Annotated in this window: 16 protein-coding genes, 4 tRNA genes and 1 pseudogene; 13 read left to right on the forward strand and 8 right to left on the reverse strand. The window is 59.9% G+C overall.

Features of this window, described 5'->3' with window-relative positions:
* Positions 1–67: 67 nt before the first annotated feature.
* The 4 genes from ICA16_RS07985 (at position 68) to ICA16_RS08000 (ending at position 3,757) form a co-directional block, all read left to right on the forward strand.
* Positions 68–874 carry an alpha/beta fold hydrolase gene (locus ICA16_RS07985; protein WP_150604223.1) on the forward strand — a complete coding sequence of 269 codons (807 nt, stop codon included), beginning with the start codon at positions 68–70 and terminating at the stop codon, positions 872–874.
* Positions 871–1,725 (forward strand): alpha/beta hydrolase, encoded by an 855-nt coding sequence (locus ICA16_RS07990; protein ID WP_210554049.1) that lies wholly within the window; start codon positions 871–873, stop codon positions 1,723–1,725. Before ICA16_RS07985 ends, ICA16_RS07990 begins: the two co-directional genes overlap by 4 nt.
* Before the next feature lie 115 nt (positions 1,726–1,840).
* Positions 1,841–2,647, forward strand: coding sequence for a DUF4892 domain-containing protein (locus ICA16_RS07995; RefSeq protein ID WP_210700461.1), 807 nt, complete (start codon positions 1,841–1,843; stop codon positions 2,645–2,647).
* Positions 2,648–2,716: 69 nt separating this feature from the next.
* A complete protein-coding gene (locus tag ICA16_RS08000) occupies positions 2,717–3,757 on the forward strand; it encodes an AI-2E family transporter (protein ID WP_150616043.1) in 1,041 nt (346 codons plus the stop codon).
* A gap of 985 nt (positions 3,758–4,742) precedes the next feature.
* Here the strand turns inward: ICA16_RS08000 and xopAW are convergent.
* The 3 genes from xopAW to ICA16_RS08015 all read right to left on the reverse strand — a co-directional run bounded on the left by xopAW (position 4,743) and on the right by ICA16_RS08015 (position 7,399).
* Positions 4,743–5,372: a XopAW family type III secretion system calcium-binding effector gene (gene xopAW, locus ICA16_RS08005; RefSeq protein ID WP_210700358.1), complete on the reverse strand. Its 630-nt coding sequence runs from the start codon at positions 5,370–5,372 to the stop codon at positions 4,743–4,745.
* A gap of 228 nt (positions 5,373–5,600) precedes the next feature.
* On the reverse strand, positions 5,601–6,650 hold the full coding sequence (locus ICA16_RS08010) for an ATP-binding protein (RefSeq protein WP_210700359.1): 1,050 nt from the start codon (positions 6,648–6,650) through the stop codon (positions 5,601–5,603).
* On the reverse strand, positions 6,650–7,399 hold the full coding sequence (locus ICA16_RS08015) for a response regulator (RefSeq protein ID WP_150605199.1): 750 nt from the start codon (positions 7,397–7,399) through the stop codon (positions 6,650–6,652). The genes ICA16_RS08010 and ICA16_RS08015 overlap by 1 nt, the downstream gene beginning before the upstream one ends.
* Positions 7,400–7,695: 296 nt before the next feature.
* On the opposite strand from ICA16_RS08015, the gene pyrF reads away from it, so the two are divergent.
* Entirely contained in the window at positions 7,696–8,394 is a 699-nt protein-coding gene (pyrF, locus tag ICA16_RS08020; protein ID WP_210554045.1) for an orotidine-5'-phosphate decarboxylase, read from the forward strand.
* A gap of 133 nt (positions 8,395–8,527) precedes the next feature.
* Here pyrF and ICA16_RS08025 read toward each other — a convergent pair whose 3' ends face one another.
* Complete coding sequence (locus tag ICA16_RS08025) at positions 8,528–9,532, reverse strand: NADP-dependent oxidoreductase (protein WP_150605200.1); 1,005 nt, start codon at positions 9,530–9,532, stop codon at positions 8,528–8,530.
* A 247-nt stretch (positions 9,533–9,779) separates the two neighbouring features.
* On the opposite strand from ICA16_RS08025, the gene ICA16_RS08030 reads away from it, so the two are divergent.
* The 4 genes and pseudogenes from ICA16_RS08030 to ICA16_RS28430 all read left to right on the forward strand — a co-directional run bounded on the left by ICA16_RS08030 (position 9,780) and on the right by ICA16_RS28430 (position 14,201).
* Positions 9,780–10,541 carry an SDR family oxidoreductase gene (locus ICA16_RS08030; protein WP_150593011.1) on the forward strand — a complete coding sequence of 254 codons (762 nt, stop codon included), beginning with the start codon at positions 9,780–9,782 and terminating at the stop codon, positions 10,539–10,541.
* 186 nt (positions 10,542–10,727) lie between these two features.
* Positions 10,728–12,128: an aminotransferase-like domain-containing protein gene (locus ICA16_RS08035; protein ID WP_210700360.1), complete on the forward strand. Its 1,401-nt coding sequence runs from the start codon at positions 10,728–10,730 to the stop codon at positions 12,126–12,128.
* A 987-nt stretch (positions 12,129–13,115) separates the two neighbouring features.
* Positions 13,116–13,340: pseudogene (locus tag ICA16_RS28425) on the forward strand (HAMP domain-containing protein); the annotation flags it as partial.
* Positions 13,338–14,201: a methyl-accepting chemotaxis protein gene (locus ICA16_RS28430; protein ID WP_414704736.1), complete on the forward strand. Its 864-nt coding sequence runs from the start codon at positions 13,338–13,340 to the stop codon at positions 14,199–14,201. The pseudogene ICA16_RS28425 and the gene ICA16_RS28430, both read left to right, overlap by 3 nt.
* A gap of 535 nt (positions 14,202–14,736) precedes the next feature.
* Here ICA16_RS28430 and ICA16_RS08045 read toward each other — a convergent pair.
* Positions 14,737–15,495: a hypothetical protein gene (locus ICA16_RS08045; protein ID WP_191626510.1), complete on the reverse strand. Its 759-nt coding sequence runs from the start codon at positions 15,493–15,495 to the stop codon at positions 14,737–14,739.
* 383 nt (positions 15,496–15,878) lie between these two features.
* Here ICA16_RS08045 and ICA16_RS08050 point away from each other — a divergent pair.
* The 4 genes from ICA16_RS08050 to ICA16_RS08065 all read left to right on the forward strand — a co-directional run bounded on the left by ICA16_RS08050 (position 15,879) and on the right by ICA16_RS08065 (position 16,291).
* A tRNA-Glu gene (locus ICA16_RS08050) sits at positions 15,879–15,954 on the forward strand.
* A 2-nt stretch (positions 15,955–15,956) separates the two neighbouring features.
* Positions 15,957–16,032: transfer RNA gene (locus ICA16_RS08055), tRNA-Gly, on the forward strand.
* A 104-nt stretch (positions 16,033–16,136) separates the two neighbouring features.
* Positions 16,137–16,212, forward strand: a tRNA-Glu gene (locus ICA16_RS08060).
* A gap of 3 nt (positions 16,213–16,215) precedes the next feature.
* Positions 16,216–16,291 (forward strand) — tRNA-Gly (locus ICA16_RS08065).
* A 136-nt stretch (positions 16,292–16,427) separates the two neighbouring features.
* Here ICA16_RS08065 and ICA16_RS08070 read toward each other — a convergent pair.
* The 3 genes from ICA16_RS08070 to ICA16_RS08080 form a co-directional block, all read right to left on the reverse strand.
* Positions 16,428–17,066 (reverse strand): LysE family translocator, encoded by a 639-nt coding sequence (locus tag ICA16_RS08070; protein ID WP_210700362.1) that lies wholly within the window; start codon positions 17,064–17,066, stop codon positions 16,428–16,430.
* 1 nt (position 17,067) lies between these two features.
* Entirely contained in the window at positions 17,068–17,838 is a 771-nt protein-coding gene (locus tag ICA16_RS08075; protein WP_150605205.1) for a 2OG-Fe(II) oxygenase, read from the reverse strand.
* A gap of 89 nt (positions 17,839–17,927) precedes the next feature.
* Positions 17,928–18,554 carry an alanyl-tRNA editing protein gene (locus ICA16_RS08080; RefSeq protein WP_210700363.1) on the reverse strand — a complete coding sequence of 209 codons (627 nt, stop codon included), beginning with the start codon at positions 18,552–18,554 and terminating at the stop codon, positions 17,928–17,930.
* Positions 18,555–18,557: the final 3 nt, after the last annotated feature.

Below are 18,557 nucleotides of genomic sequence, written 5' to 3' on the forward strand. Positions count from 1 at the left end.
GTCATTGCTGTAGCCTCCGGTCTTGCGGACAATCAACGCCACGTTTCCCGCTCATGGATTTGCCAGCATGTCGCAACCTATCTTTTTCGCCCACGCCAACGGGTTTCCTTCGGGCACCTACGGCAAGTTGTTCGCGGCGCTGGCGCCCGAGTATCGGGTCGCGCATCTGGAGCAGCATGCTCATGACCCGCGTTTCCCGGCAGATGACAACTGGTACAACCTTGTCGACGAATTGATCCACCATTTGCAGCAGCAAGACCAGCCAGTGTGGGGCGTCGGCCACTCCTTTGGCGGTGTGCTGCACCTGCATGCGGCGTTGCGTTGCCCTGAGTTGTATCGCGGTGTGGTGATGCTCGATTCGCCGGTGCTGACCCGCACCGACCAATGGGTGATCCGCGCCGCCAAGCGCTTCGGCTTCATCGACAGACTGACCCCGGCCGGCCGCACCCTTGGCCGACGTGAAGAATTTACCGACCTCGCCAGCGCGCGCAGCTATTTCGCCGGCAAGAGCCTGTTTCGCGGGTTCGACCCGGAATGCTTCGATGCCTACCTGCAGCATGGCTTGCACCAGGTGGGCGACAAACTGCGCCTGCGCTTCGACCCGGCCACCGAAATCAGCATTTATCGCGGCGTGCCGCACACCAGCCCCGGCCGCACCCGCCAGTTGCAAGTGCCGCTGGCGGTGGTGCGTGGGCACACCAGCCGTGTGGTCATGCGTCATCACACGCGCTTCGTTTCGCGTCTTGCCCAAGGTGAAGCGCTGAGCATGCCCGGTGGCCATATGTTTCCCCTGGAGCGTCCGCAAGACACCGCACGGCTGTTGAAGAATCTGTTTACGCGCTGGGAAAACCGCCTGGACAAGGATTGCGCATGACCCCGACCTTCGAAGAAGTGCGCCTGAGCCTGCCGCATATCGAGTTGGCAGCGCATTTGTTCGGCCCCGAAGACGGTGTGCCGGTGATTGCCTTGCATGGCTGGCTCGACAACGCCAACAGCTTTGCCCGTCTCGCGCCGAAGCTCAAAGGCCTGCGCATTATCGCGCTGGACATGGCTGGACACGGGCATTCCGGGCATCGGCCGCACGGCGCCGGGTATGCGCTGTGGGACTACGCCCATGACGTACTGCAAGTCGCCGAGCAACTGGGCTGGAAGCGTTTCGGCCTGCTCGGGCATTCCATGGGCGCGATTGTTTCCATGGTGCTGGCGGGATCGTTGCCGGATCGGATCACTCATTTGGCGTTGATCGATGGGGTGATTCCTCCTACAGACAAGGGCGAAAACGCTGCCGAGCGCATGGGCATGGCCCTGCAAGCGCAACTGGATCTGCGCGACAAGCGCAAACCGGTCTACAACACCCTCGACCGTGCCATCGAGGCGCGGATGAAAGGCCTGGTCGCGGTCAGTCGGGAGGCCGCAGAGTTGCTGGCCCAGCGCGGCTTGATGCCGGTACCCGGCGGTTACACCTGGCGCACCGACAATCGCCTGACCCTGCCATCGCCACTGCGCCTGACTCAGGAGCAGGCGATGGCCTTCGTCCAGCGCATCGGTTGCCCGGCGCAATTGGTGGTCGCGGCGGACGGCATGCTGGCCAAGCATCCTGAGCTGCTGGAGCGTCTACCCTTTAGCCGGGAACAGCTGCCCGGCGGGCACCATTTGCACCTGAACGACGAGGCCGGTGCGGATCTTGTCGCAGACTGTTTCAATCGGTTCTTCGCCATTCCTTGACTTGCACCGGGCAACTGTCGAGGCTGGGCGGGTTGAAATGGGAGACAACCACGATGGATTTCTATACCGCTACGACCCCGATCCGCCAAGCCATGCCGATCCGATGAGCCTGACTATGCGGTCACTCAGTCTGTTGGCGCTGTGCTGTTTCAGTTCCATTTCGTTCGCCGCCGATGTGCCGGGCAGTCAGGATCTGCAGATCGTGCCGCGACTGGCCGACGCGCAAATCGTCGACTATCGCGCTCCGGCAGAGCAGGAGCGGATTTACCCCTTGGGCTCGATCCGCAAGATCAGCGGCCAGTTGCGCTTTGACGGCCAGGTCACTGCCCGTGGCCAGACCACCTCGCTCACTTACGAGTTGCCACCCGAACACGCCGCCACCGAAGCCTTCACCGCCGCCCGCGAGGCCCTGCAAAAGCAGGACGCCGAGTTGCTGTTCTGGTGCCAGGCCCGCGACTGCGGCGAAAGCAGCCTGTGGGCCAACGAGGTGTTCGGCAATGCCAAGTTGTACGGTGCCGACGAACAACAGGCGTATTTGTTGCTGAGGCTGGCCGCACCGCGGGATAACACGCTGGTTGCGGTCTACAGCATCACGCGGGGCAATCGCAAAGCCTATCTGCATGTCGAACAGTTCGAAGCGGCTGCGCCGCTGGGCGAGTTGCTGCCGACGTCGGCGACCCTGCTGCGCCAGCTCAAGAGCACGGGTGAACTGGATTTCCCCAAACTCGTGAATGACCCGGATGACACCTGGTTGCGCCTGATTTCTCGTGGACTGAATCTCGATACCACGCAGCGGGTGACAGTGTCGGGGCCCAAAGCCGAGGCCTGGCGCCAGGCATTGATCAATCAGGGCGTGCGCGCGGCGCGGATGGAAACCGGCAAGGTCGATGGCACAGGTTTGCGCATTGATCTGTTGCGATAAGCTGCATCGGGCGGGCACGCGCAGCATGTTCGCCTACTCTTTGCCTGACTGACTTTTTCGAGACCTTACATGCTCAATAACGATCGACTGCTGGTGCAGATCCTGCTGCTGGTGTTGTTTGGCGCCAGCCTGTGGGTGATGGCGCCGTTCTGGTCGGCGCTGTTCTGGGGCGCAGTACTGGCGTTTGCCAGTTGGCCGCTGATGCGTCTTTTGACCCGGCTACTCAATGGCCGCGAATCACTCGCGGCGGCGATTCTGACCCTGGGCTGGATGTTACTGGTGGCGGCGCCGCTGGTCTGGCTGGGCTTCAACCTCGCCGATCATGTGCGTGACGCGACGGCGTTCATCAAGGATGTGCAGGTAGATGGGTTGCCGGAGGCGCCGACCTGGCTCGCCAGTGTGCCGCTTGTGGGCGAACGGCTGGTCGGCATTTGGGACAGCATCGATCAGCAGGGCGCTGCGTTGATGGTGTCGATCAAGCCTTACCTGGGGCAGGTCGGTAACTGGTTGCTGGCGCGCAGTGCGCAGATCGGCGGCGGAATTCTCGAGCTGACGCTGAGCATTGTCTTTGTGTTCTTTTTCTATCGCGACGGGCCGCGTCTGGCGGCGTTCGTGCACGGTTTGCTGGAGCGTTTGATCGGTGATCGCGCCGGGTACTACATCGAACTGGTTGCCGGGACGGTGCAGCGGGTGGTCAACGGGGTGATCGGCACGGCAGCGGCGCAGGCGGTCCTGGCGTTGATCGGGTTCCTGATTGCCGGGGTGCCGGGTGCGCTGGTGCTGGGGATCGTGACGTTTCTGCTGAGTCTGATTCCGATGGGGCCACCGTTGGTGTGGGTGCCGGCCACGGCTTGGCTGGCCTGGAAGGGCGAGTATGGGATGGCGGTGTTTTTGGGGATCTGGGGGGCGTTGATCATCAGTGGCGTGGATAACGTTTTGAAACCTTATCTGATCAGCCGAGGCGGAAATTTGCCGTTGGTGATTGTGTTGCTTGGGGTGTTTGGCGGGTTGATTGCGTTTGGGTTTATCGGGTTGTTTATCGGGCCTACGCTTTTGGCGGTGGCTTATAGTTTGTTGACGGACTGGAGTAAGAGTCAGGCTCGGGTTTAGGGGCGCTTTGAGGTGTGTATATCCGTTTTTGTGGTGATGGCTGATTAGGGTTCCGCCCTTACGGCGGGTCACTTTTTCCAGACGCCGAAAAAGTAACCAAAAAGGCTTTACCCTGACGTACGGCCCTCGCTGTGGCTCGGGTTCCTTCGCTGCGGAATTGATCCGGGGGCATCGCCTCCGGTTTGCTTCGCTGCACCTCCTCTCGATGTGTTCGACTTCGTCGAACGGTCGCTGCGCTCCCACCCCCGGATCAATCCCTCCACTCAGCCTGCCGACGGGCTCCGAGATCAAGATCAAGAGCTGCACTCGAGCTAACGCTCATTGTGTTGAGTGGGGCGGACTTCGCCGCGTGGGGTGTACGTGATTCAACATTATGGAAGCTGGCTTGCCAGCGAAGGCGGCCTGACAGCCTACCAGTTTCTGGCGGGTGTACCCGATCCATGTGGGAGCTGGCTTGCCAGCGATGGCGGCCTGACAGCCGACCAATCTCTGGCGGATTGAATCCCCCCTGTAGGAGCTGCCGAAGGCTCGGGCCGCGATCGGACGATCTTTTGATCTGCTTGGCTTTGGCTTTTGATCTTGCTCTTCAGGCCCATCGGCAGGCCGAGCGTAGGTGTTCATCAGGGGGTAGGCGCGCAGCGCCGTGCGGCGAAGCCGCATCCATCGAGAGGAGGTGCAGCGAAGCAAACCGTAGGCGATGCCCCCGGATGGACACCGTAGCGAGGGAACACTGAGCCTCAGCGAAGTGCCGTACGTCAGGGGGCAGCCTTTTTGGTTACTTTTTCGGCGTCTGGAAAAAGTGACCCGCCGTAAGGGCGGAACCCTAAGCAGCCGTTACCGCAGCAACGGATATGCCCCCACCCCCCCCCCCACACACATGCAAGAACCGCCAAACGCCACGATCTGTTGATCTTGCTAATAATTCAAAAAGCAAAATCAAAAGATCGCAGCCTCGTTCCACTCGACAGCTCCTACAGTAGGCGGGTTACGTAGCGACGTTGAGGTACTTGCCCACTGGCGCCGCATTATCCAGCGAGTACTGCTTGCTCAAATTGGCAATCATGCGGTTCAGCGCTTCTGTCGTGCTCTGGATCGACGCCATTTGCTCTTCATCCGGTCGCTCCCGCCCTGCCTGCAAAGCCGCTTTCAACTCATCGCTGCTCACGCCGCCGCTGCTGTCGCTATCCAGTACCTTGAGCAACGCAGCACTGTCATCGGTGCTACCGGCGCTGGTCAGGCCGCTGCTGAGTTCATCGTTGCTGATGGCGCCGTCGCCGTCAGTGTCGAGGGCGCTGATCAGGGCGTCGGCCAGGTCGGTGTTGGGGGCTTGGTCTTGCGGTGGTGGCGGCGGCGCCATGGCCGTCATTTCTTCGGCGTTGAGGCTTCCGCTGCCGTCGCTGTCCAGGTCGCCGAATTGTTTGCTAAGGTTGACGAGCAGGCCGTCGTCGGACTTTTGCGACAGGGCGCTGTTCAGTTCGTCCTGATCCACCGCGCCGTCGCCGTTGCTGTCGAGTTTGGCGAACAGGTCTTTCTGCAGTTGCTGGCTGCGGGCGTTTTGCGTGGCGGTGCTGTTGGTGCTGGTATAGCTCGTGTAGTTGCTGACGCTACCGATCATCGGGCTCACTCCTTGGACTGGAAAACCGGTGGGCGTACCGGCTTATGCAGCCTCAAGGTGCAAGTTGTCGTGGGTATGTGGAGTTTGTACCGGCTGGTACACAGATCGAACGATTACCATTGAACCTGTAGGAGTGAGCCTGCTCGCGATGACGGCGTGTCAGTCGACATCAATATCGACGGATGTACCGCTATCGCGAGCAGGCTCACTCCTGCAGGGTGGGTGTTTTCAGGTGCGGGGCAGACGAATGATCGCTGTGAGACCACCGCCCGGTGTTTCTTCCAGGTTCAATTGCCCGCCCAGTCGTTGCGCGGCTTCCCGGGCGATGGTCATGCCCAGCCCGACCCCACCGGAATTGCGGTTGCGCGATCCTTCCAGACGAAAGAACGGTTCAAACACCGCTTCACGTTTGTCCTCGGCAATCCCCGGCCCATGGTCGATCACGCGGATCAGCAGTTGCTCGCGCTGATCGTGCAATTCGATGCGCGCCTGCCCGGCGTAACGCAGGGCGTTATCCATCAGGTTGTTGAGGCAGGACCGCAGCGCCATCGGCTGCACCGGCAGCGGTGCGCAGTGGCCGCTGACGTGTACGTCTGCGCCCTGGTCCTGAGCGTTTTCGCACAATGATTCGACCAGCGCCTGCACGTCCATCAGTTGCAAGGCTTCGCTGGTGCGTTGCTCGTGCAGGTAGGTGAGAGTGGCGTCGAGCATGGCGATCATGTCGTTCAGGTCCTGGCGCATCTGGCTTTGCAGCTTGTCGTCGCTGATGTTTTCCAGGCGCAGTTTCAATCGTGACAAGGGTGTGCGCAGGTCATGGGACACCGCGCCGAGCATGCGCGCGCGCTGTTGGACTTGTTCGCGAATGCGCCGCTGCATCAGGTTGAAGGTGTGCGCCGCTTGCCGCGCCTCGCGTGGGCCGGACTCGTCCAGCGGGGGGCTGTCGAGGTCCTCGCTGAGACGTTCAGCGGCGTCGCTCAGGCGCTGGATCGGTCGACTGAGCAACTTGGCGCCGTACCAGGCGGCGATCATCAAGGTGATGAACTGAAAAGTCAGCGGCACGATCGGGCCGCCGAACCAGGGGCGCGGTGGGCGTGGTGGGTAGCGCGGATCGTGTGGCGGCTGTTGGCCTTCGATGTTCTGGGAAAATTCCGGTGGCGGCGGAGGCGGGGGTGGGCCGTAGAGGCGGAACCAGGTAAAAGCGAGCAAGTGCGCCAGGACGATCGCCAAGAACAGCACGCCAAACAGACGGCCGAACAGCGTGTCAAAGCGCGCTCGCATCAGCCGATGTCTCGGGCGTCGAACAGGTAACCTTCACCGCGCACGGTTTTGATCAACTGCGGGGCTTTTGGATCGTCGCCGAGTTTCTGTCGCAGGCGCGAGACCAGCAAGTCGATGCTGCGATCGAACGCTTCGATCGAGCGACCGCGCGCAGCGTCGAGCAATTGTTCGCGGCTGAGTACCCGGCGCGGGCGTTCGATAAACACCCAGAGCAGGCGGAATTCGGCGTTGGACAGCGGCACCACCAGGCCATCGTCGGCGACCAGTTGGCGCAGGACGCTGTTCAGACGCCAGTTGTCGAAGCGGATGTTCGCCCGCTGCTCGGTGCGATCATCGCGCACGCGGCGCAGGATGGTCTGGATTCGCGCGACCAGTTCGCGCGGTTCGAACGGTTTGGCCATGTAGTCGTCGGCGCCGAGTTCGAGGCCGATGATGCGGTCGGTGGGTTCGCAGCGTGCGGTGAGCATCAGGATCGGGATGTCCGATTCGGCGCGCAGCCAGCGGCACAGCGACAAGCCGTCCTCGCCGGGCAGCATCAGGTCCAGCACCACCACATCGAAATGCTCGGCTTGCATGGCCTGGCGCATCGCTGTGCCATCAGTGACGCCGCTCGCGTGGATGTTGAAACGCGCGAGGTAGTCGATCATCAATTCGCGGATCGGCACGTCATCGTCGACGATCAGTGCACGAATGCTCCAGCGCTTGTCGTCTTTTTGCTCATCCGTCATGGTGGTTTGGGTGTTGTGCATGGGGCTGTTCATCTGCCAGTAGGCCGCCAACCACAAAGATGGGCTGCGAGGTGGTGGTTTCAGCATAGGCGTCCGGCGGTGAGGCGGGAAGTGCTGATGTAAGGACGTGTTGCGGCTGGCGAGGCTAGCGCGGGCGCGTGTTGGCGACATGTCGGCTGTGTATCGGAGTCGACACAATAGCAGCGAGCGCTATGCTGATCTCGGCTGGCACGACGATTTACCGATCATCGGGTGCCGCGCCGCCGCCGGTTCCGCTACAATGCGCGCCGATTTCGACCTGCCTGAGAGCCCTTCCAATGTCCGTCTGCCAGACTCCTATCATCGTCGCCCTGGATTTCCCCACCCGTGACGCCGCACTGAAGCTGGCCGACCAGTTAGACCCGAAACTGTGCCGGGTCAAAGTGGGCAAGGAACTGTTCACCAGTTGCGCCGCTGAAATCGTCGGCACTCTGCGGGACAAGGGCTTTGAAGTATTCCTTGATCTGAAATTCCACGATATCCCCAACACCACTGCGATGGCCGTGAAAGCGGCTGCCGAGATGGGCGTCTGGATGGTCAACGTTCACTGCTCCGGCGGTATGCGCATGATGGCAGCCTGCCGTGAAGTGCTGGACAAGCGCAGCGGCCCGCAGCCGTTGCTGATCGGCGTAACCGTGCTGACCAGCATGGAACGCGAAGACCTGGCGGGTATTGGTCTGGATATCGAGCCGCAAGAGCAGGTTCTGCGTCTGGCAGCACTGGCCGAGAAAGCCGGGATGGATGGTTTGGTGTGCTCGGCACTGGAAGCCCAAGCGCTGAAAACTGCGCATCCGTCGCTGCAACTGGTGACCCCGGGGATTCGCCCGGCGGGCAGCGCGCAGGACGATCAACGGCGCATTCTGACCCCGCGTCAGGCGCTGGATGCAGGCTCCGATTACCTGGTGATCGGCCGTCCGATCAGCCAGGCGACTGATCCGGCGCAGGCGTTGGCCTCCGTCGTCGCCGAAATCGCCTGATCAGACCCTGCGCAGCCTGCGATCTTTTGACCTTCCCTCAGCTGATATAAATGGCTGCAAGCGGTAAAAAGATCGCAGCCTTTGGCAGCTCCTACATGGGCTGCCTACAGGCTGAGATCCTTTTGACTTTGTTTTAAACCTTCAACACCAACTTGCCGAAATTCTCACCGCTGAACAATTTCATCAGCGTCTCCGGGAACGTCTCCAGCCCCTCGACAATATCTTCCTTGCTCTTGAGTTCGCCCTTGGCCATCCAGCCGGCCATTTCCTGTCCGGCGGCAGCGAATTGTGCGGCATGGTCCATCACCACAAAACCTTCCATCCGCGCACGATTGACCAGCAGCGACAGGTAGTTGGCCGGGCCTTTCACCGCCTCTTTGTTGTTGTATTGGCTGATCGCACCGCAGATCACCACTCGCGCCTTCATGTTCAGACGGCTCAACACCGCGTCGAGAATATCGCCGCCGACGTTATCGAAATAAACATCGACGCCTTTCGGGCATTCACGTTTAAGCCCTGCAACCACGTCTTCGCTCTTGTAGTCGATGGCGCCGTCAAAGCCCAATTCATCAATAAGGAATTTGCACTTGTCGGCACCGCCGGCAATGCCGACCACGCGGCAACCTTTGATCTTGGCGATCTGTCCGGCAATGCTGCCCACCGCACCGGCCGCGCCGGAAAGCACCACGGTGTCGCCGGCCTTCGGTGCGCCGACATCAAGCAGGGCGAAGTAAGCAGTCATGCCGGTCATGCCCAGCGCAGATAGATAAACCGGCAGCGGTGCCAGTTTCGGATCGACTTTGTAGAAACCTCTGGGTTCGCCGAGGAAGTAATCCTGCACGCCAAGGGCGCCATTGACGTAGTCCCCGACTGCAAACCCCGGGTTGTTCGATGCGACGACTTTGCCTACGCCCAAGGCGCGCATGACTTCGCCGATACCGACCGGCGGAATGTAGGACTTGCCTTCATTCATCCAGCCGCGCATGGCCGGGTCGAGGGACAGGTATTCGTTCTTGACCAGAATCTGTCCTGCCGCAGGTTCCCCGACCGGCACTTCCTGATAGGTGAAGGTCTCGCGGGTGGCGGCACCCACCGGGCGTTTGGCGAGCAGGAACTGGCGATTGGTCTGGGAAGTCATGACAGGCACTCAAGTTGAATGAAGCCTTGTTGATAGACCTTCATGGGCGATGCCGCAAGGTTGGCTGATGCGGCGAATGCACGCCGATCCAATGCAGTGATAGTCATAGGCATGGATTTATCACTGCGACGCATGGGCACATAGACAGCCTTCTGATAGTGCTGACGTCCGGCAAACCCTTGTCGCTATGCTGCAATTGCGCTGCATGTCTAAACCGCCCCGCATCTATCCGTTCGAGGACATAACAATGAGCATGACGTTTTCCGGTCAGGTTGCCGTAGTCACGGGAGCCGCCAACGGCATCGGCCGCGCAACGGCCCAGGCATTCGCCGCCGAAGGTCTGAAAGTGGTGGTGGCCGATCTGGATACTGCCGGAGGGGAGGGCACTGTCGCGCTTATTCGTACAGCCGGCGGCGAAGCGACCTTCGTGCGTTGCAACGTTACCGTCGAAAGCGAAGTGAAAAATCTGATGGACGAGGTGATTAATACCTACGGCCGTCTCGACTATGCCTTCAACAATGCCGGAATCGAAATCGAGAAGGGCAAACTGGCCGACGGTTCGATGGACGAGTTCGACGCGATCATGGGCGTCAATGTCAAAGGCGTCTGGCTGTGCATGAAATATCAATTGCCGCTGTTGCTGGCTCAGGGCGGTGGGGCGATCGTCAACACCGCCTCGGTGGCGGGCCTGGGGGCGGCGCCGAAGATGAGCATTTATGCGGCGTCGAAACACGCGGTGATCGGTCTGACCAAGTCGGCGGCCATCGAGTACGCGAAGAAGAAAATTCGCGTCAACGCGGTGTGTCCGGCAGTCATCGACACCGACATGTTCCGTCGTGCCTATGAGGCCGATCCGAAGAAAGGCGAGTTCGCCAACGCCATGCATCCGGTGGGGCGCATCGGCAAGGTCGAGGAGATCGCCAGTGCGGTGTTGTATCTGTGCAGCGACGGCGCGGCGTTCACCACCGGTCATTCGTTGGCCGTGGATGGTGGCGTTACCGCGTTCTGAATCACACTGTTGAAAAAACCCGCATTCGTGCGGGTTTTTTTATGCGCCGTGTTCACTTCACTTAAACCACTAAACAATGTGTATCAAATGATTAGAACAGTCGCTTTTGAGGGCGTTGTCGCACAGCCTGTGCGGCGTGGCTGTGATTAACTGCCGCCAGCAAAACGGACAGGAGTTTGCTTGCTCATGGAATTGAGAATTGACCGACAGGCAATGGTGCCCGTCGTACAGCAGATTGTTGACGGGCTGACTGAGTGGATCCTGCAAAGCGGGGTACCGCCAGACACCCGTTTGCCCTCGATCCGGCAAATCGCCCGGGGTAATCTGCTCAGCCAGTCGTGTGTCGTCGAGGCGTGCGAACGGCTGGTTTCGCAGGGCGTCCTGACCACCCGCCAAGGTGCGGGGTTTATCGTGGCAGCGTCGCCGTCGACGACGGGCGCAGAGGATGAGTCCATACCCTTCGAGAGCCGGCTTGCCTGGTGTGATGCGGTGTGTGGGGCCGCGAGTGGTCTGAAGCTTGGCGGCGGCGGTTTGCCGCAGAGCTGGCGCGAGCCTGACGATCTCAGCTATGCGCTGCGAGAGGTGGCGCGCACCGACATGGCCAGCCTGTTCAACTACAGCACGCCGCTGGGCCTTGCGGCATTGCGTGAGCAGATCGTCAAACGCCTGAGACTGTTCGGGGTCGAGGCCCGCAGCACGCAGTTGCTTAGCACGTGCGGCGCCAGTCACGCGCTGGATCTGATCGTTCGAACCTTGTTCAAGGCCGGCGACTGTGTGGTGGTCGAAACCCCCGGTTACGCGCCGTTGTTCGACCTGTTGCGGCTGCACGGGGTACGGATGCTTGAAGTGCACCGCACACCGAGCGGGCCGGATACGGTCGCGCTCGAGGCGTTGCTGCGCCAGTTTCAGCCCAGTGCATTGTTCATCAACAGCCATCACCAGAACCCCACTGGCAGTTGCCTGACGCCGGCGGTGGCGCAGCGCATCGTGCAATTGAGCAAGACTTACGATTTGCGCGTGATCGAAGACGATGTCTACGCCGATCTGCACACTGGCAACGGTACTCGACTGGCCGCGCTGGACGATGAAGGGCGAGTGATTTACGTCGGCAGTTTTTCCAAGACACTCAGCAGTTCGATAAGGGTCGGATTTGTTCTCGCCGACAGCGAGATTGTTGCGCGGCTTGCCCAGGTCAAGATGATCAGTGGTCTGGGGGCCTCAAGGTTTTCCGAGGCGGTGCTGGCCAACCTGATGGCAACCGGTGCTTATCGCAAACTGGTGCAGCGCCAGCGGCAACGTTTGAATGCCGATCGCGCCGCGGCGTTGCAGGCATTGGAAGACGCCGATTGGGAAGTGTTCGGCAAACCGACTGGCGGTTTGTTCATCTGGGCACGTGCGCGGGTGGCGGATCAGGCGCGAGTGCGCGCACAGGCTCAGCGTTGCGGTGTTTTGCTGTCAGCCCCGGATGCCTTCAGCCCCAGTGGCGAGGGAGGCGACTGGCATCGCATCAACGTCGCTTACGCCTGTGATGCGCGGGCTCGACAGTTTTTTCGCAATACCGGTTCGGATCGACCTCAAGTGTTCTGAAAACGACGCAGGCGTAGCTTTTTGCCATTATTCCGATGCCAGAGACTTGTGCTCGTTCATGGCCATTGCGACTCTTCGTCAACTGACTTTGGCAGGGGACTACGCGCAATGATTTCGGCCGTGCAAGGACGTTTTGCCAACCTCGGTATGGCGAAAAAACTGGGTATCGGGTTTGTGCTGGTTTTGCTGCTGACCGCACTGGTGGCGGCGATTGGCGTCTGGTCCCTGCAAACCATCAGCCACCGATTTGACGGGCTGAAACAGATGTCCTCGCTCAATAGCGGCCTGCTCAAGGTTCGATTGCTCGAGCAGGAGTATGCCTTGCGCGGTAATCCGAAAACGGCCGATGCCTTGCGTGAGGGCGTGGATGGCTTGATTGCCCTGGCCAACGAGCTCAAGGCGCAATCGCCTGCCAACGTCACGGTAATGGCGGATGTCGAGCAGTCGTTGGGCGCCTATCGCAAGGCGTTCGACGAGTTTGTCTCGTTGACCCAGGCCAAGGATCTGGCGCTGGAAATGGCCAGTTGGTCAGTCTCAAGCGTGGCCAACAACCTCGACGTGTTGCAGGCCGGGCTGGCGGATGACGGTGCCTATACCCTGAAGGACACCGAAGGCAAGGACGGTGCGCAGTTCATCGAGCAGGCCAGTCAGATCAGCCAGGTGTCGAGGCTGATGCTGCAAGCGATGAATGAGGCGCGGGTTCGCCTGGATCAGAGTCGCAAGGGCGATGACAGTGGTGGCAAGGGCAATATCGAACAGGCCGCGCAGGCCCAGAGCCAGGCCGAAGCGCTGAAGTCCTCGGTCAAGGACGATGGGTATCTGACGGTGCTCAATGAGGTCTCGGGGCACATCGCCGGTTTCAACGACAAACTGGCCGAGTACACCGGATTGCTCGCACAGGAAAAGACTGTCTACGAGCAATTGCATCAGCGCGCGGCACAAGTGATGGAACGGGTGGATCAGGCTTACGTTGCCGAGGACGCCGCCATGCAGGCCGAGCTGAAAAAGAACTCGCTGTTGATTGTGGGTTCTTCGGCACTGGCGCTGTTGGTCGGTTTGATTGCGGCGTGGCTGATTACTCGGCTGATCGTCGCGCCGTTGCGCAGTGTGATCAATGTCGCGCAGCGCATTGCGGCCGGTGATTTGAGTGCGACCGTGGAAGTCACTCGCCGTGACGAGATTGGCCAACTGATGTTGGCGATGCAGCAGATGGGCGCGGGGTTGAGCACGATTGTCAGTGGGTTGCAGGCTGGTATCGAACAATTGGCCAGTTCCGCGCAGTCGCTGTCGGCCGTCACCGAGCAGACCAATCTTGAGGTCAGCAGTCAGAAGGAAGAAACCGAACAGGTGGCCACCGCCATGAACCAGATGACCGCCACCGTCCACGATGTCGCGCGCAACGCTGAAGAAGCGGCGTTGGCGGCGCAGACGGCGGACGGCAAGGTCGAGAGTGGTCAGCAAGTGGTGCGCCAGAGCATGGCGCGGATCGAGCAACTGGCGGATTCGGCGAATTCGGCCAGCTCAAGCATCGAGAGTCTCAGTGCCGAAATCCAGAATATCGGGACGGTGCTGGGTGTGATCAAAAGCGTTGCTGAGCAGACCAATCTGTTGGCATTGAATGCGGCGATCGAGGCGGCGCGGGCCGGGGAGCAGGGCAGGGGCTTTGCGGTGGTGGCCGATGAGGTTCGCGCATTGGCTCGACGCACGCAGCAATCGACCGAAGAGATTGAGCGGCTGGTCAGTGCATTGCGCTCGGCGGCGCATTCGTCGGTGCAGCAGATTCAGAGTAGCGGTGAGTTGGTGGAGCTGGCGGTGAGTGATGCGTTGCAGACTGAGAGTGCGTTGGGGAGTATTGCGGCGGCGGTTTCGTTGATTCAGCAGATGAATCAGCAGATTGCGGCGGCGGCGGAGGAGCAGAGTTCGGTGGCGGAGGAGATCAATCGCAGTGTGACGAGTATTCGCGCGAGTGCGGATCAGTCGTCGATTGCGATGCGTGGGAATGCGGCTTCGAGTATTGAGCTGGCGCAGTTGGGGAGTGAGTTGCGGGGGATGGTTGGGCATTTTCGGCTTTGACGCTTTTGACTTGGCGGCCTTTGGGCCGACCATGTTGTGGGGGTTGGGGTGAATATCCGTTTTTTTTGTGATGGCGGCATAGGGTTCCGCCCTTACGGCGGGTCACCTTTTCCAAACGCCGAAAAGGTAACCCAAAAGGCTTTGCCCCAACGTTCGGCCCGCTCGCTGGGGCTCGGGGTTCCTTCGCTCCGGGATCCATCCTCTCAGCCTGCCGACGGGGCCTTGTAGATCAAGAGCTGCAGTCGAGCTAACGCTCATTCTGTTGAGTGGGGCGGCTGCGCCGCGGTGGTGCTGCTTGCTGTTTTGCTTGTAGTGGGGACTCCCTGTAGGAGCTGCCGAAGGCTGCGATCTTTTGATTTTGCTGTTGCTCTTTGTGTGAGCTGGACAATCCCTGGTTGAATGCATCCATCCCAAACTGTAGGAGTGACCCTGCTCGCGATGGCGACCTGTCATTCACCTTGCTTGTGCAAATGAAACACCAACATCAGCCCACAAAAAAGCCACCTCTCGGTGGCTTCTCTTTCAGCATCAGCGATCAGTCGTAGATGACTTTTTTCTTCCAGTCCGCATCTGCTTCAGCATCCTTGAGCCCTGCAGTCAGTTGGTTTTCTTCACCTTCGACCGGGGCGATTTTGTCCATGACCTGGGCGTTGGCGCGAGCCAGCAGTTTTTCCAGGTACTGCAGTTGTTCGGCATACATCTGCGGGTCTTGCTGTTTGCGCAGGTATTGCACGCCGCGTTCGAAGGCGAGGCGGGCCTGGCCGGGTTGGTTTTGTTGCAGGGACTGCTGGCCGAGGTTGTTGAAGAACTCGATGTGCAGCAGTACCAGAATGTGGCGGACTTCGCGGATCCAGTGTTTGGCTTCGTTCGGTGGCAGGAAGCCGTCATGGGCGGCGCGAGTGATCTGGCCGTGCAGGGCTTCGAGGAGGAAGCGTACGTCTTTGGCTTTGGCTTCGGTCAGGATCGGCGCCGGTGGATTGTTGACCGGGATCGATTCGCCTTGGGCTACCAGTGCGTTCAGTTCGGTGATGCGGGCTTTGGTGGCGGCGCTGGTTTTCTCAAGGTTCAGCAGGCGCTGGCAGACGTTGAGTTCCAGGCGGGTCAGCAACAGCTTGAGGGCCGGGGTCATGAACTGGCCGGGGAAGGTCTCGGTCAGTTCGCCGCAACGGCGCAGGCGGTCGTTGAGTTCGACTTTGGTGCGGGCCTTTTCCAGTTTGTTGTTTTCCACCACATGGTTCATGTAGCCAATGGCGATCAGAATTGCGATCCCGGCTACTACTAGCAGGGTGATCATGAGTGGTGTCACCGGTAAGACCTCTTTATAGGGTTCGCATGCGAGTGTAGTGGTTGGGCATTTATGCGCCTAGCGCCGTTCGACGAGTTGGCGCAGTGGGTTCTATCTGTATCGGCCATGCACCACTTATATGAATGCTGGCGCATGATATGCAGATTGCCATCACTGTGCGGTGACTATAACGTCTTGGCGACTGCCGGAATATAGGCGTCAATCGTCGGGCGAAGGAAAAGCCGGAACGGGGCCTGAAAGCAGGTCGAAGTCATTGATTTAAATAAATTTATATCAGGGGGTTGACGACCCTCCAATCCATCCATAGAATGCGCGCCACTTACAGCGTAAAGCACACAGCGAAACGCGGTAGGGAGTGAATGTTGTAGTGTGTCCCCTTCGTCTAGTGGCCTAGGACACCGCCCTTTCACGGCGGTAACAGGGGTTCGAGTCCCCTAGGGGACGCCAATGCGGGAATAGCTCAGTTGGTAGAGCACGACCTTGCCAAGGTCGGGGTCGCGAGTTCGAGTCTCGTTTCCCGCTCCATTTTTAAACAGCACTGCTTTAGGGCGGGGCTGAGTGAAACCAGAACCAAGTCTTCGGATGCGGATCTGGACACCGAAACACACACCATGTGTTCCGGGTAGCGTGTCCCCTTCGTCTAGTGGCCTAGGACACCGCCCTTTCACGGCGGTAACAGGGGTTCGAGTCCCCTAGGGGACGCCATTTGCGGGAATAGCTCAGTTGGTAGAGCACGACCTTGCCAAGGTCGGGGTCGCGAGTTCGAGTCTCGTTTCCCGCTCCAATTTCACAAAAACGCCGCTCAGTGATGAGCGGCGTTTTTGTATGCGCGTTTTATGGATTCTTCTTCCCAAGTATCACGCAGACAAAAAAAGGCCCATCGATGAAAGTCGGTGGGCCTTTTGCGTTGCGGGGGCAACTTACCAGGACAGCATCAGTCGACCGGCAAACAGAATCAGCACGACACCCATGGTGCGTTCGAACCAGTGCCCCATGCGCATGAACAACAACCGCACTTTGTTGCTTGAGAAAAACAGCGCGACGATCACGAACCACAGCGCATTCACAAAACACATCCACACACCGTAAAGCGCTTGAATCTCCAGCGGTGTGCTGGCGCTGATGATGGTGGTGAATATCGCGAGGAAGAACAGCGTGGCTTTGGGGTTGGTGGCATTAGTCAGAAAACCGGTACTGAAGGCTTTGAACAGCGTTTGTTCGGCGGCGGGCTCATCGGCGATTTTGTCACCCTCGAGTGTCGATTTCGGCTTGCTGCGCAGCAGGCTGACACCCAGATACAAAATGTAGGCACCGCCAATCACCTTGGCGACCGTCAACAACCACGGGGTGGTGTGCATCAATGCGCCGACGCCCAGCAAGGTGTACAGCACATGTACGGAAATGCCTGCGCCGATACCCAGTGCCGTGCAAATTCCCACCAGTCGGCCAAAACGCACACTCTGGCGAATGGTAACCGCGAAATCCGGGCCGGGAGCGACCACGGCCAGAAAGTGAATGGTGGCCAGCGCCAGAAACTCGCCCAGGTAGTTCGATAACATCTCAGCTCCAGAAGGTCAGGGGTGAAGCATTGCCGCGGTAGCCGACAAAGAAGGAAAGGCTCAAGCGCGGATCCGCCACGCCCGGAGTTACCGAGTGCATACAGCGCGAATTGAACATGATGAAATCGCCGGGCTCGGGTCGCACTTCGAGGGTGGGCGGGCCGAGCAGTGCCGGATCGATGCCGTAACTGTCGCCGCGCATTTCGTCGAATTGATCCGGCGTAATGTCGTCATCCCACATTTGCAACGCGCCGCCCTCGGTCGGCATGTTCAGGTATACGTTGCAGGCAAATTGCGCCTCGAGGCTGCGGGCCTGAAAACTCTCCGGCGCGTCCTTGGCGAAAATGTCGTGGTGGGCCAGGAAGCACACGCCGGGTTTCACCACGCGCGAAAGGCCGACATACATTTTGCGTCCGTAGAGGTTTTCCAGATGTGCGCCGGCGGGCCAGGATTCGTCGAGCATGCAGCGGAGTGTGTCGACCGGCGACGAGTAGGGCGCACAGCGCTGACGCAGTTCGGCGATGTTGCTGGTGGCCCGTTCGAAATAGTCCTCGATCAGTAGCGGCTGGTTTTCCGCTTCATAAAACGCCATGCCGATGCGGCCGATACTCGGTGCGTTGATGTATCCCTCAAAGCCTGGCGCAAGAATCTTGTCGCCAATCCGGATCGCCAGCGGCTCGGGCAAAAAGCCTCTGAGGCGGATGGCGAGGACTTCTTCGTTGGCCAGTTTTTTTATGCACGTCTCATCGAGACGCTCGACGTCTAGCATCATTTTCTTTAGGTCCATCTATCGATAGTCAACGGAATCCGCGCGTGCGGTTCCCCCGCGCCGGCTACTGCGCAGGGCAGCGGCCGAAATGCTCAATCCACGCTGTAGTGGACGGACAGCGTGCCTTTCTTCTGTGAAAGGGACGCGATCGTGACTGTGCCCAGATCCTTCAGGCTACGTACGTGGGTGCCGCCGCAGCCATAGGCTGGCAGCTCACCAAAACCGATTTCCCGCGCGCCTTCGCGCAGTGACGTCAAGCGTGGCAGATCGTGTTCGACCCATTGATCGATACCGAGTTGAACGGATTGCGCGTCGACCTCCTGCGCGGCATCGCCCGGCTTGAATTGCACGCGTCCTTCGTCTGGCCAGTGGTGCGCCTTGATCGGCATCCAGCCCAGAGCCTGAACGAAATGCCCGATCAAATGGCCGGCCGAATGCATGCGGGTGTTAAAGCCACGGCGCTGTTCGTCGACGCGGATACAGGTCATGCCGAGCGGTACCGGTCGGTCGACGAAGTGGATGATTCGATCCGGTTCCTGCACCACGCGCAGCACCAGACTCTCGCCAATCCAGCCGGTGTCACATGGCTGGCCGCCACCTTGCGGATGAAACAAAGTGGCGCGCAGCACTACTGCGAATTCGTTCTCTTGGGGCGTGCAGTCGAGGACTTCCACATTGGCCTTGAGGTCATCACTATGGAAAAAGAGGCGAAGCGTCATATT

Origin of the sequence: Pseudomonas anatoliensis (assembly GCF_017976235.1) — a bacterium.
Classification (GTDB): domain Bacteria; phylum Pseudomonadota; class Gammaproteobacteria; order Pseudomonadales; family Pseudomonadaceae; genus Aquipseudomonas; species Aquipseudomonas anatoliensis.

What these genes read in the sequence shown, in the direction of transcription:
- ICA16_RS07985 (WP_150604223.1), top strand. Translation starts at nt 68, where the DNA reads ATGTCGCAACCTATCTTTTTCGCCCACGCCAACGGGTTTCCTTCGGGC.
- ICA16_RS07990 (WP_210554049.1), top strand. Translation starts at nt 871, where the DNA reads ATGACCCCGACCTTCGAAGAAGTGCGCCTGAGCCTGCCGCATATCGAG.
- ICA16_RS07995 (WP_210700461.1), top strand. Translation starts at nt 1,841, where the DNA reads ATGCGGTCACTCAGTCTGTTGGCGCTGTGCTGTTTCAGTTCCATTTCG.
- ICA16_RS08000 (WP_150616043.1), top strand. Translation starts at nt 2,717, where the DNA reads ATGCTCAATAACGATCGACTGCTGGTGCAGATCCTGCTGCTGGTGTTG.
- xopAW (WP_210700358.1), bottom strand. Translation starts at nt 5,372, where the DNA reads ATGATCGGTAGCGTCAGCAACTACACGAGCTATACCAGCACCAACAGC.
- ICA16_RS08010 (WP_210700359.1), bottom strand. Translation starts at nt 6,650, where the DNA reads ATGCGAGCGCGCTTTGACACGCTGTTCGGCCGTCTGTTTGGCGTGCTG.
- ICA16_RS08015 (WP_150605199.1), bottom strand. Translation starts at nt 7,399, where the DNA reads ATGCACAACACCCAAACCACCATGACGGATGAGCAAAAAGACGACAAG.
- pyrF (WP_210554045.1), top strand. Translation starts at nt 7,696, where the DNA reads ATGTCCGTCTGCCAGACTCCTATCATCGTCGCCCTGGATTTCCCCACC.
- ICA16_RS08025 (WP_150605200.1), bottom strand. Translation starts at nt 9,532, where the DNA reads ATGACTTCCCAGACCAATCGCCAGTTCCTGCTCGCCAAACGCCCGGTG.
- ICA16_RS08030 (WP_150593011.1), top strand. Translation starts at nt 9,780, where the DNA reads ATGAGCATGACGTTTTCCGGTCAGGTTGCCGTAGTCACGGGAGCCGCC.
- ICA16_RS08035 (WP_210700360.1), top strand. Translation starts at nt 10,728, where the DNA reads ATGGAATTGAGAATTGACCGACAGGCAATGGTGCCCGTCGTACAGCAG.
- ICA16_RS28430 (WP_414704736.1), top strand. Translation starts at nt 13,338, where the DNA reads ATGGGCGCGGGGTTGAGCACGATTGTCAGTGGGTTGCAGGCTGGTATC.
- ICA16_RS08045 (WP_191626510.1), bottom strand. Translation starts at nt 15,495, where the DNA reads ATGATCACCCTGCTAGTAGTAGCCGGGATCGCAATTCTGATCGCCATT.
- ICA16_RS08070 (WP_210700362.1), bottom strand. Translation starts at nt 17,066, where the DNA reads ATGTTATCGAACTACCTGGGCGAGTTTCTGGCGCTGGCCACCATTCAC.
- ICA16_RS08075 (WP_150605205.1), bottom strand. Translation starts at nt 17,838, where the DNA reads ATGATGCTAGACGTCGAGCGTCTCGATGAGACGTGCATAAAAAAACTG.
- ICA16_RS08080 (WP_210700363.1), bottom strand. Translation starts at nt 18,554, where the DNA reads ATGACGCTTCGCCTCTTTTTCCATAGTGATGACCTCAAGGCCAATGTG.